The following is a 12,250-nucleotide window of genomic DNA, read 5'->3' as shown; positions in this document are numbered from 1 at the left end:
CCCCTTCTTTGACGAAGACGCGGTCTCCGTCAAATTCATCCCACCCAGGTCGGAATCGGCACATGGCCTCTCCTCCTTTTTTACGCCACAAACAAAAAGGTACGGCCTTACTTTTGAGAAACCTGAAATTTCATTAAGATCTCAAAAGTAAGGCCGTACCTTTTGAGATTTTGCCATCTGCTTAAGGACAGTATATAGAAAGCCATAGATATGACCGTTATTGAAAGAAGAAAATCTGCGCGTATTGAAACCCGCAGTAAAGCCATAATTAAAACATCTGAACAAAATTATGATGTTACGTTAATTGATGTTTCACATCATGGCGCCGGCTGCCTGGTCAAAAAAAATATAGCCGTTCCTCTGGGGCAAGATATACAACTCACCTTATTTAATAGTGTTGGCACGGAAGTTTTTACCCTTACTGCCACTATTTTACATGCTTTTTCTTTTGATCAAGATAACAATAAATTAGGCATAAAGTTTAACGATATTAACGAAGACAAAAAACAACTAATTGCTGATTATGTTTATCAGATCTTATCTCAAGATGGTGGTAATCGAAGAGAGCAACCTAGAATTACCACACGAATTGCAATGCAGGCTTTACCTAAAGAAAAAGCCTTGGCAATTTTAGAAAATATATCTATGGGTGGTTTATCTATTATTTGTTCTCAATATCTTAGCGTCAATGATCCTATTGATATTCAATTGCCTTTAAACAATGAAAATGACTTGCTCAGTTGCAGTGGAAAAGTTATTCATGTCAAAGAAATCATTGCTGGTCAACAGTACAAAGTAGGTGTTCAGTTTGATAATATTCCCAATCATATCAGCAAACAAATTGAACATTGGATGATGACCCTTTTACAACAACATACAGAATAGGACTCCATGATTAGATTTGGCCAAATGAATCGGCTACTTGTTGAACACGTATCATCAAAAACATGTGTTTTAAAAGACCCAAAAAGTTTAGAAACCATCAACCTTAAGCAAAGCAAACAAGAACTGAAAGAAAATTCTATGCTTGATGTCTTTGTTTATAAAAACAAAGAAGGACAAGCCATTGCTAGTTTAGATTTACCTTATGCCTATCTTGGTGAATATGGTTTTTTAGAAATGGTGGGGCAAAGCCAACAGGGTGCATATTTTGACCTTGGTTTAGAAGAAGATCTTTTGGTTCCACATCATGAACAAAATTATCATTTAAAAATCAAAGATATCTATATTATTCGAATTTGCATTGATCCTTCCACCAACCGACTGTATGGCAGCACTGATCAAAAAGCACATTTAAAAGATTTTCCTTATTCAGATATTGAAGAAAACCATTTTGTTAGTCTTATCCCCGTGGAACGAACTGAACTGGGCTATAAAGTTATTATCAATCAAAAATATTTGGGCATGATCTATCATAATGAAATATTTACAGATGTTCAGTGTTCAGAGCTGTATCAAGGTGTGATTAAAAAAATTCGTGAGGATGGTTTAATTGATGCCGCCTTACAAAAACAAGGTTTTTCTAATGTTGTACAAGCAAAAATAACTATTATTAACCATCTCAAAAAAAACAATGGGCAGTCAGAACTTACAGATAAAAGTTCACCAGAGTTAATTCGTACACAACTGGGGATGAGTAAAAAAACCTTTAAAAATGCTTTAGGTATGCTCTATAAAGAAAAAAAAGTCGCTCTCTACCCTGACCGAACAGAACTAATAATTAAATAAAATTTAATGCAAGTCATCTTAATCTCAATAACTATTTGTTGAAATTTTATTTTTTTTATGAGAAATATCTTATTAAGTATTATTTATTATTTAAGGAGGTCATATGATTGCATTACATTCTAGTTTTAAAGCGGCCTCTATTCAGGCTTCTTCTTAAAACAATACATACCTTTTTCAGCTTAGTTTTAATTTTTTCATTGCATGTTTTGTGATGCAGTGACGTAAAGGAGCATCCCTTGAATTTATACAATTTAGGGTGGAATCATCCACCCCAAGCGAATATTGTTCGTATTACTCATCGCCATAAAGGCATTTATCAAGCCATCAACCATGAGGGTGTTGTTTTAACAGCTTTGCTATCTGGAAATTTTGAATTTTCAGTCAATCAAAGTTCAGATTATCCTAGTGTGGGTGATTTTTGCATCTGCAGTCCAGTTTTTGAAGGTGATCATAACAAAGCTACAGTTTTGATTCAAAGTTTATGTGAACGATCTAGCCATATATCACGTATTGCTGCGGGCAAAACCCATGATCAACAAATCTTGGCTGCCAACATTGATTATGCATTTATTGTTTGTTCGGTATTAAAAGACTTTAACATCAATCGTATTCAACGTTATATTCTTTTAGCTAAACAAGGAAACGTCATTCCTATCATTGTCTTATCTAAAATAGATCTGGTTGATGATCTTGAAAGCTATTTAAATCCATTAAAAGAAGCTCATCCTTCTATTCCTATTATTGCAAGCAGTGCGCTTTACAATGATGGCATAGAATCAATTGAATCATATTTAAAGCCTGGTAAAACGGCAGTTTTTATTGGCTCATCAGGTGCTGGTAAATCATCTTTGGTCAATGCTTTATTAAAGCATAATGTTCAAAAAGTTCATACTGTGCGAGAGGATGATCAAAAAGGTAGGCATACCACCACAGGAGGCTCCTTATTTTTTATTGAATCCGGTGGTATGCTCATTGATACGCCTGGCTTAAGAGAAGTTTCTGTATTTGCAGAAGATGATCAAGTTGAAGATAGTTTTACTGAAATTAAACAATTGTTGAAGAGTTGCCAATTCAAGAACTGTAGCCATAACAATGAGCCTGGTTGCGCTATTTTAAATGCCCTTGAAAATGGACAATTGGATCAAACAACACTGAACAATTATTTTAAGTTAAAACGTGAAGCTGATTTTTCAAAACGGAAAATGGATAAAAATTTTGCTTCTAAACAAAAAAAACGTTGGAAACGCATCAGCCAAAATTATAGAAAGCATGAACAGTTTAAAAATAAACAAAACAACTAACTAAGTTTTTGGAAAGCTTTAAGTTGTTCTTTGGTTCCTAAGGCCACGACCAAGTCACCTTCATTCAGTTTAACATCTGGTTTAGGTGACACATGGTACTGCCCTTGTTGATTGCGAATCCCTACAATATTAACACCCGTTTTCTCTCTAATTTTTGCCTCTTCAATACTCATTCCCAACAAGGCTGAAGATTTAGATACTTGTAAATCTTCCATCCACATCGATACTTCTTCATTGTGCATCAGCGTGTCCAAAAACTCTATAACATTGGGTTGTGTTACCAACTGTGCCATTCTTCTGCCACCAATACTGTAAGGTGAAATCACACGATCCGCACCTGCCGTTACCAATTTTTTTTCATTCACTTCAAAGTTGGATCTAGCCACAATATTTAGTTTTTCATTCATGCTTCTTGCTGTAAGTACCAACATTAAGTTAGCTTCATCCGTATTTAAAGTTGCAATCAATCCTTTAGCGTACCTTATTCCAACTTTATCCAAATTGTTTTCCTCGTTGGCTGTGCCTTGTTCAACCAAAAAACCCATGTTTTTTGCTTCTTCACATGCTTCTGCTTCCTTTTCTAAAACCAAAATTTTCTTGCCGGTTTTTTTGAGTTCTTTGCAGACCATTTGACCCACACGACCAAAACCACAGACCACATAATGATTTCTCAATGATTTAATCTCCATACTTTTACGCCTTTCTCTTAAAAAACTTTGGATCTGTCCTTTAACTATATAATCCGTCAATATGGTGAAGGTATATGTAAACCCACCCACACCCAAGATAATCAACCCAGCGGTAAACATTTTGCCTTCTTGTGAAAGTGGATAAACTTCAGAAAAGCCAACCGTGCTGATAGTAATGATGGTCATATAGATGGCATCCACCAATGGCCACGACTCTAAAATCATATAACCGCCAACTCCTGCCATAATGATGCAGCAGTATAAAACTAAGATAAACAACAAACGTTTACCCGGATATACAGGAGGAACAGGAGGAGCTTTCACGCTCTGCATTGTAAAAAGAAGTACCTTACATTGCAATTTAAAAGATTTATGTTTATAAATTATTTATTACAGATATGGATATACTAAATTTCATTAACTTTGGAGCGTATCTTAAACATCTATATAATCAATCTGACGCCACCTAAGTCCGCCAAGCGGTGTGGAAAACGTTTTGATGGTGCTCCTATAAACATGTAGTTTTTTGGAATGTGATATTTTTTAGACAGCTCATCAATCATGTCTGGGCCAAACTTACCTTTAATTAAAACAAAATCAATTTGCACTTCCGGATAAATTTCATCCAAAATCCGTAAATCATTTTCTAAATTTTTTGGAACAGTGTTTTCATCTTCATATACATGAATAACAGTTATATGTTTGGTGATTTCATTTTTTTGTACATAAAGCATGGCTTCATTGAGTGTAGCTTTACTCTCACCTTTGGTGAAAAAAATGATGTCATGATTATTTAAATCTTCTAAATTATGCTCTACAGCCAGTTTAAGTTTATCATTAAAATTTTGAAATGCTTTTGAAATTTCATTGATCAACAGTAAAACAAACTGCAAAATTTGGTGCCTGGCCAACATTAGTCCAACCAAAGCCATGGTCGGTAAAAAATAATACAAAAAGTATCTTAAATTTTCTGGCTTCAACATAATGTTACCAACGATTCCGGCAATTGTAGCCGTTAAAGCTAAAAAGATAACCATCCAGCTGGCGTGGTAACGTCTTGGCAATTGATCACGTCTGACTTTAAGTAGGGCATTGCCTATTGCAAACAAACACATCACACCCAAGAAAGAAATAGTGTACACACCCGCTAAAACCAATAAATCACCGCCAGTCATAATTAAAATAGAGCTGCTTAAAAATAAAAACGATAAAATAATCCAGTGGTGGGTTCCACGTTTATTGGTAGCCAATAAAAATTGCGGTAAACATCTATCCAAAGTCATACGTCCAATCAAACCTGAAGAACCAACAAAGCTGGTCAGCACCGCACCTGAAAGTACGGTAATGGCATTGATGACCACAATGGTACTTAAAATATTACCACCTCCTACCAAGGCAACTTCTGCCAATAAACTTTTTTGAGCATGCATAATATTATCAATGGGTAAAATTGCTAATGCTGTTAAAGCAATGAGTGGGTTTAAGACCGTAACCGCCACCCACATATTGCGTAAGGTTTTAGGAAACACCCCTTCATCTTGTTCTTCAATAAAATTAGCCGAACTTTCAAAACCACTCACTCCTAATAAACCGGCTGAAAAACCAAAAAACAATGCTTTTAATATTCCATCATCTTTGGGCAAATGCCAATTACTTAAAAAAACTTCTGGTTGGGTTAATAAAGAATAGACGCCTAAAAAAATTAAAGAAACCAAAGTCACAATATTAAAAATAAAAATTCCTAACGCAACTTTGGCTGACTCAGTAATCCCAATAATGGTCAGTACAGCAAAAATACTAAGAATACCAATAGTGGCTATAACCACAGGCATGCTTGGCAGCAAAGAAGCCATATATTCAGCCGCTGTTTTGGCGCTGATGACTGCTGTGGCCAAATAAGACAAGATGGTCATACATGCTGCAATAGAGGCTTTAAACTTTGTTGTGGTGTTGAGCAAACAGTTGTAGGCTCCACCATTGAGTGGTAAGGCATCCCCTACCTCAGCATAAATTGATTTGTATAAAAACAACAAACCTCCAACCATCAATAAAACTAGCGGTGACAAAGCTCCTGCATAAATGGTTGCAATGGCCGCAACATACAAACAGCTGGATGTAATATCGTTGCCACAAATTCCTGTGGCTTGCCATTCACCCAACTTTTGATGAACTTTTTTCTTTAACCCTTTTTTAGATAGTTTTTTGTGCGCCTTACTACTTTTTGCTCTCGGTTCAGATTTAATATTAATTTTGCGTGCTTTATTTGCCATGGTCAATCCTTCAATTGATGTCAGTATTCTCTTTAACATTGTTTACAAATTTTGTCGTATTTTGCAGCTTGCCCTTAAATTGTCGATCAAAAATATATTTTAAAACAACGGTTGCTAAAATAATGCTCCCCCCAATTAAGGTATAGTAGCTGGGCACTTCACCAAAAAAAATCAATACCCAGACTGGGTTAAGTAAGGGTTCAAACAATTGAAACAACATGCCTTGCAATGCCGTCAACACTTTTAATGCTTGTGTGTAAAAGACATAGGCCAAAGCCACTTGTACAAGTCCAAGTAAGGCTACATACAACCAATTGCTCACTTGTAAATCTAAATGAACAAAACTTGGTGAACATAACACTGCAGTAAGCACATTTCCCCACAAAACCAACTCAATACCAGAGAACTGTTTAAGTTTACGTAAACACATGGTTAACCACGCTGAGGTAAAGCCAGCAAAAAGACCAACATACATCCCTATACCCTGAGTTAAATCAAGACCACTGTCTTTAAAAAACAAACTCAGACCATAAGCACCAATAATAAGAATAATGATATCTGTTATCCGTATTTTTTCTTTTAGAAAAAAGGGGCTAAATAAAGTAATGTATAAAGGAGCTGTAAATTGTAGCAGCACAGCATTGGCTGCCGTAGTTAATTTGGTGGCCACAACAAAACTGATCACATTGGCTGCAAACACCAACATGGTTAGAAGTTTCATCAAAGAAAATTCAAATCGCTTGGGTCTAAAAACAAAAAACAAGGCTAAACATGCAATTAACGCACGCATGCCCGCAATGGTAAAAGCTGGCCAAGCTATTAGCTTAATCCATAAGCCTCCAAAACTCCAAAACAAAGCACTGATAAAAACAAAGGCAATGCCTTGCTGCATACTTTTGGCTTCTATCGCCTGCAAACTTTTTCGCACTGAAATTTTATTCCATGAATTTTTTAATTGTATTTTACAATTGATCTTTTAATGCATTGACAAAACTTTGTGTGTTGCCTGTACCACCAATGTCTTTGGTTTTGATACTTAGATCAGAACTGGCTAAAACTTTATTGTAAGCATCACGAATTCTATCTGCGCAAGCATCTTCACCTAAATGGCGCAGCATCATCACTGAACTCATGATACACGCTAAAGGATTGGCCACACCAAGACCGGCAATATCTGGAGCGCTGCCATGTACTGATTCAAAAATTGCATACTCATCACCAATATTAGCGCCAGGAACTACGCCCAAACCACCCACCAGGCCAGAACATAAGTCACTCACCACATCTCCATACAAATTTTCCATCAATAAGACATCAAACTGAGTAGGATCTTTCACCATTTGCATACAAGCATTATCTATAATCAGCTCATTGTACTCAATCTCTGGGTAGTCTTGACTTACTTCTTGCGCGCATTGTATAAACAAGCCGTCAGTTAGTTTCATGATATTGGCTTTATGAAAGGCTGTTACTTTTTTTCTACCTTTTTCTTTAGCGTATTCAAAGGCATAACGTGCAATGCGCTCACTGGCTTCACGGGTACAAATTTTTATGCTTTCAGTCACACCTTCTGTTATTTGGTGCTCTAAACCGGCATACAAGCCTTCAGTATTTTCACGCATTACCACAAGATCTACATTTTCAAAGCGAGTTTTAATGCCCTCTAAATTTCTTACCGGGCGCACAGAAGCATACAGCTTAAATATTTTACGTAAACTTACATTAACACTTCTAAAGCCTTTACCAATAGGGGTTGTTAGGGGACCTTTAAAAGCTATTTTGTGTTTTTCAATAGCATCTAAGGTTGCTTGCGGTAACAACTCACCTGTTTTTTCACAATATTCTGCTCCAGCATCACAATGAATCCATTCAATGGGAGCTCCCGCTGCGGCTAATACTTCTTGCGCTGCTTTAGTAACTTCAGGACCAATACCATCACCTGGTAATAAACAAATAGGGTGTGTTTTCATAGCGCCATGCTTAGCATAAAGCACTGCATTTGACTACCGGAACCAACACTAAAATTGAAATCTGGCCCTTTAAAAAGAAAGCGATTACACTGCTCATATGAAACAATTTATTTTGTGTCTTGACCAAGGAACCACAGGAAATACTGCTCTTTTATTGGATGAAAAACTCAATATTGCTGCCCAACACAACATAGAATTCACGCAACATTATCCACAAAACACTTGGGTAGAACATGACAGCCGTGAAATATGGCAAAGCATGCTCACTGCCATTGAAACGGTTTTAGAGAACGCAAATATCACCGGTCAACAGATTGCTGCCATAGGCATTACTAACCAACGAGAAACCACTGTTCTATGGGATAAAAAAACAGGTGAACCTATTGCTCCAGCAATTGTTTGGCAATGCAAGCGCAGCCATGCCATTTGTCAACAACTCAAACAGCATGAAGCTCTAATTCATGAGAAAACCGGTTTATTCATGGACCCGTATTTTTCTGCCAGTAAAATTCGTTGGTTATTGGATCATCACCCCAAAGCCAAGAATTTGGCTCAAAGTGGTCAATTGGCTTTTGGAACCATGGACAGTTTTTTACTCCACATGCTTAGCCAAGGAAAAAAACATTGTACGGATGTAAGTAATGCTTCACGAACTTTGCTAATGAATATTCACGATTTAACATGGGATAAAGAGCTCTTAGACTTATTCAATCTTCCACATTCAATCCTTCCCGAGATTTGTGATTCAAGTGCTGTTGTGGGTCATACTCAAGGCTTGCGTATTTTACCCGATGGTATCCCCATTGCTGGAATTGCTGGCGATCAGCAAGCGGCCTTATTTGGTCAAGCTTGTTTTGAAGAGGGACAAGCCAAATGCACCTATGGCACTGGCGCTTTTTTATTACAAAACCTTGGCAACAAGCGTCCTATCTCTGACCAAGGCTTGTTGACAACAGTTGCTTGGCGAATCAATGGAAAAACGCATTATGCCTTGGAAGGGTCTGTTTTCATTGCCGGTGCAGCTGTTAGTTGGTTGCGTGATCAACTGGGCATTATTAAAAATAGCTCAGAGATTGAAACTTTAGCCAAAGCTGTCAACAATAGTGATGGTGTCATGTTTATTCCTTGTTTAAGTGGTTTGGGTGCCCCTTATTGGCAACCACAAGCCAAAGGCATGATCACAGGCCTAACTCGATCCAGCAACAAAGCCCATATTGCATACGCTTGCTTAGAGGGTATTGCTCAGCAAGTTTGTGACTTAATTAAAGCGTTTGAAACAACCACCGGACAAAGTTTTGAACACCTCAAGGTAGATGGTGGTGCCTGTAAAAATGACTTATTGATGCAAATTCAAACTGATTTGCTAGGCTTTAACCTGCATCGGCCCCAGTACCTAGAAACCACAGCCATAGGAGCCGGTATGTTGGCTGGACTGGCCGTCAATTTTTATCCTGATCAAAATTATCTACAAAAAAATTTAAGCATGGATAGTCATTTTAACGCTCAAATGACTGCTAAAGACCGTTTGCAAAAAAGAATGTTTTGGGAAAAGCTATTGCACGCACATACGGCTCATGAAAATTAATTTTGAACTCGTTTTACTTTTAAAAACTCTGGAATTAAACAGGCCATTAATATTACTGCGCCGCCTAGAACTTCGTTAAAGCCTAGTTTTTCAGCAATTAAAAGATAGCCAAACAAGGCGGCAAAGACCGGCTCTAATGAAAAAATCAACGATGTTCTTTGCGGTGTTGTATAATGTTGGTAATTGGTTTGTAGCCAAAACACACCTACCGTTGCAAAAGTGGCACAAAACACAATGGCCACCCAGGCTTGACTGCTTAAACTGCTGGGAACTTCCTTAGCCAAAGGCAAAAATACTACGCTGGCCAACAACACACCAAAGACTTGATAACAGGCCAATAGGTTTAATTGTTTGGGAAATTTTTTAGCAACTGTTTGTAAACTTAAAACAAATAAAGAATAGAAAATTGCACTGATAAAAACCATGGCATCCCCAAAAGTAAACGGGCTTTGCTTAGGGTTGCATAAAATAAAAATCCCTAAACACGCCAAACCTGCACAAAAATAATCCAACCAATTGGACTTGGCTACTTTAAAAGCAACAGCCAACAATGGAACCATCACTACATTAAGCCCAGTAATAAATGCCGCTCTTCCAGATGCCACTGTTTCTAAACCTAAAGTTTGCAAACTATAACTTAAACTGTTGATTACCCCTACGGCTATACCCCATAACAATAACTGTTTATGCCAATAAAATTTTCTCTGTACCAATAATAAAACAACAAACAAAAGACTTGCCAAAGCAAAACGTAAAAATACAAACCAGGTGGAATCTAAATTAAGCAAAGCTTGTCTAATTAATGGAAAGGTTAAACCCCAAATAATGGTGATTAAAATAAGGGCTAAATGGGCTCGTGTTATTTGTTTCACATCGTCCCCATAACATATTTTTTTATGGCTGTATGTGCCGCTCATTTATTTATTGAACTTATGTCAATATAGCGTTAATTTTAATACAATGAAAAAAAATATCCTGTTGGTTGAAGATGATACCGCTAACAATGAGCTTTTAAATCAAATTTTATCCAAAGACTATGTTGTGTTTAGCGCCACTCAAGGTTTGGAAGCTTTAGATATCATGAACCAGCATAAAATTGATCTGGTCCTTAGTGATATTAAAATGCCAAAAATGGATGGTATGGATTTATTGCGTGCTTTAAAAACCATCAATCCCAATATTGAAATTATTTTAATGACCGCGCATGGCAGTATTGAGCTGGCCGTAGATGCCATTAAAAAAGGTGCCAGTGACTTTATCAGTAAGCCATTTAGAAAAGCCTCGCTTTTACGAAGTATAGAAAAGTGTTTTGAACGGCAAGCCCTATTAGAAGAAAACCAAAGCTTAAAAAAGACTTTGGAAAGCTACAAACACAAACAAGAAAGCTTGGAAAAAGATTATATCAATATTCCTATTGGTACACCACTCAATGACATTGAAAGAACGGTTATAGAGCACACCCTCAAAAAAACCGATGGCGATAAAAAACTCACTGCTAAACTCTTGGGTGTAGGTGAACGTACGATCTATAGAAAGCTTGATGAATACAATTCCAATCAGTAGTAATTATATTGAAATGTATAAAAAATCTTCTCAATAACTGACTTACAACTCTGTTTAATCCAGCAATAAACTCTGCCATTTTGGCAAAAAGCACACATTGTATGTACTTAAGTTTCCGAATATTGTGATAAAGCCTTTATTTTTCAATGGTTTATCCCACATCAAATAGCATGACCACTGCTTTAAGAATTTATACAATACAAGTAGAGAGAAAAATGAAAGCCGGCGCCTATATTATAGAACATTATCGAACCCTAACCAACTACCTTGGTACGGCCATTGTAGCTTGGCTTCTTTCTGCTTTGTTAGCACAAATCGTTGCCATGTTTATTCCCAGTGGGGTCAGTCTGACAACGGTTAGCAATCAAAAAGAAGTTGTAGCTCCTTCTATTTTTGCTGAACGTGATAGCGTGGATCGTTTTATGGAAATTTGTGAACGCAATATTTTTGACTCTGAAAAACGCACCGCTTGCACAGATGACATTACCATTAACAATGAACCACAGTTTAACCCCAATGCTGCCCCGGTTAAAAGTGATATCAATGCTCAACTTTTAGGAACCATGGTCCTTTCTCAATCCAGTTCGTATGCAAGTATCACCGTCAATGGTAGCAGTGCATCTAAAACTTATAAAGTAGGTGAAACTTTTGCTGGCGAAGCTACAATTTATGAAATCCAACGCAATAAAGTTTTTTTCAATCGTAAAGGCAAAAGAGAATACATTGAAGTTGCTAAGTTACCCCAGTTTTCTCGCAGTCCAAGTAAACCAACAAGCCCTGCAAGTCCTGCAAGTGAAGGAATTCAAATAGATGGTGATAAAATCACCCTTTCACGTGCAAAAGTAGAGTCTACCCTTAATGATTTAAATAAAATTTTACAAGATGCCCGCATGGTACCCAGCTATAACAACGGTAAGGTTACGGGCTTTAAGATTTTTGCCATACGCAGGGGCAGCATTTTTGATCAATTGGGTTTAAAAAATGGTGATGAAATTCAACGCATCAATGGCACACAAGTTGACAGCTTGGAAAAAGCTTTGCCCATGTTACAAATGGTTAAAACTGAAAGTAACGTCAATATAGATATGGTGCGTCGGGGCAGTAAAAAAACATTGGATATAACAATTCAATAATGGATGAAAAA

At 37.0% G+C, this 12,250-nt stretch carries 11 protein-coding genes; 6 read left to right on the top strand and 5 right to left on the bottom strand.

Going from position 1 to position 12,250, the window contains the following annotated elements; genetic code table 11:
* Positions 1 to 210: 210 nt before the first annotated feature.
* The 3 genes from PKC21_09495 to rsgA all read left to right on the top strand — a co-directional run bounded on the left by PKC21_09495 (position 211) and on the right by rsgA (position 3,029).
* On the top strand, positions 211 to 885 hold the full coding sequence (locus tag PKC21_09495; protein ID HMR25571.1) for a PilZ domain-containing protein: 675 nt from the start codon (positions 211 to 213) through the stop codon (positions 883 to 885).
* Between the two features lie 24 nt (positions 886 to 909).
* Positions 910 to 1,728 carry a S1-like domain-containing RNA-binding protein gene (locus PKC21_09490; protein HMR25570.1) on the top strand — a complete coding sequence of 273 codons (819 nt, stop codon included), beginning with the start codon at positions 910 to 912 and terminating at the stop codon, positions 1,726 to 1,728.
* 236 nt (positions 1,729 to 1,964) lie between these two features.
* A complete protein-coding gene (gene rsgA / locus PKC21_09485) occupies positions 1,965 to 3,029 on the top strand; it encodes a ribosome small subunit-dependent GTPase A (protein HMR25569.1) in 1,065 nt (354 codons plus the stop codon).
* Here the strand turns inward: rsgA and PKC21_09480 are convergent.
* The 4 genes from PKC21_09480 to PKC21_09465 all read right to left on the bottom strand — a co-directional run bounded on the left by PKC21_09480 (position 3,026) and on the right by PKC21_09465 (position 7,958).
* Positions 3,026 to 4,051 (bottom strand): potassium channel protein, encoded by a 1,026-nt coding sequence (locus PKC21_09480; GenBank protein ID HMR25568.1) that lies wholly within the window; start codon positions 4,049 to 4,051, stop codon positions 3,026 to 3,028. The two genes, rsgA and PKC21_09480, sit on opposite strands and share 4 nt — an antisense overlap.
* A gap of 110 nt (positions 4,052 to 4,161) precedes the next feature.
* Positions 4,162 to 5,988, bottom strand: coding sequence for an APC family permease (locus PKC21_09475; protein HMR25567.1), 1,827 nt, complete (start codon positions 5,986 to 5,988; stop codon positions 4,162 to 4,164).
* A 10-nt stretch (positions 5,989 to 5,998) separates the two neighbouring features.
* Positions 5,999 to 6,916, bottom strand: a complete 918-nt coding sequence (locus PKC21_09470) for an EamA family transporter (protein HMR25566.1) — start codon at positions 6,914 to 6,916, stop codon at positions 5,999 to 6,001.
* A 34-nt stretch (positions 6,917 to 6,950) separates the two neighbouring features.
* Positions 6,951 to 7,958, bottom strand: a complete 1,008-nt coding sequence (locus PKC21_09465) for an isocitrate dehydrogenase (NAD(+)) (GenBank protein ID HMR25565.1) — start codon at positions 7,956 to 7,958, stop codon at positions 6,951 to 6,953.
* A gap of 97 nt (positions 7,959 to 8,055) precedes the next feature.
* Here PKC21_09465 and glpK point away from each other — a divergent pair, with 97 nt between their 5' ends.
* Positions 8,056 to 9,543, top strand: a complete 1,488-nt coding sequence (glpK, locus tag PKC21_09460) for a glycerol kinase GlpK (protein ID HMR25564.1) — start codon at positions 8,056 to 8,058, stop codon at positions 9,541 to 9,543.
* Here the strand turns inward: glpK and PKC21_09455 are convergent.
* Positions 9,540 to 10,415 (bottom strand): DMT family transporter, encoded by an 876-nt coding sequence (locus tag PKC21_09455; GenBank protein ID HMR25563.1) that lies wholly within the window; start codon positions 10,413 to 10,415, stop codon positions 9,540 to 9,542. The genes glpK and PKC21_09455 overlap by 4 nt on opposite strands.
* 88 nt (positions 10,416 to 10,503) lie before the next feature.
* Here PKC21_09455 and PKC21_09450 point away from each other — a divergent pair, with 88 nt between their 5' ends.
* Together PKC21_09450 and gspC are read left to right on the top strand one after the other, a co-directional pair.
* Positions 10,504 to 11,106 (top strand): response regulator, encoded by a 603-nt coding sequence (locus PKC21_09450; protein HMR25562.1) that lies wholly within the window; start codon positions 10,504 to 10,506, stop codon positions 11,104 to 11,106.
* A gap of 146 nt (positions 11,107 to 11,252) precedes the next feature.
* Complete coding sequence (gspC, locus tag PKC21_09445) at positions 11,253 to 12,239, top strand: type II secretion system protein GspC (GenBank protein ID HMR25561.1); 987 nt, start codon at positions 11,253 to 11,255, stop codon at positions 12,237 to 12,239.
* Positions 12,240 to 12,250: the final 11 nt, after the last annotated feature.

The organism is Oligoflexia bacterium, from assembly GCA_035326705.1.
GTDB lineage: Bacteria > Bdellovibrionota_G > JALEGL01 > JALEGL01 > JALEGL01 > JALEGL01.
Note: the sequence above shows the minus strand (reverse complement) of the source record. Positions and strands in the feature narration are given on the sequence as shown.

Coding starts and splice junctions, on each gene's coding strand:
- PKC21_09450 (HMR25562.1), top strand. CDS start 10,504: ATGAAAAAAAATATCCTGTTGGTTGAAGATGATACCGCTAACAATGAG.
- PKC21_09490 (HMR25570.1), top strand. CDS start 910: ATGAATCGGCTACTTGTTGAACACGTATCATCAAAAACATGTGTTTTA.
- PKC21_09495 (HMR25571.1), top strand. CDS start 211: ATGACCGTTATTGAAAGAAGAAAATCTGCGCGTATTGAAACCCGCAGT.
- gspC (HMR25561.1), top strand. CDS start 11,253: ATGGTTTATCCCACATCAAATAGCATGACCACTGCTTTAAGAATTTAT.
- glpK (HMR25564.1), top strand. CDS start 8,056: ATGAAACAATTTATTTTGTGTCTTGACCAAGGAACCACAGGAAATACT.
- PKC21_09475 (HMR25567.1), bottom strand. CDS start 5,988: ATGGCAAATAAAGCACGCAAAATTAATATTAAATCTGAACCGAGAGCA.
- PKC21_09465 (HMR25565.1), bottom strand. CDS start 7,958: ATGAAAACACACCCTATTTGTTTATTACCAGGTGATGGTATTGGTCCT.
- PKC21_09480 (HMR25568.1), bottom strand. CDS start 4,051: ATGCAGAGCGTGAAAGCTCCTCCTGTTCCTCCTGTATATCCGGGTAAA.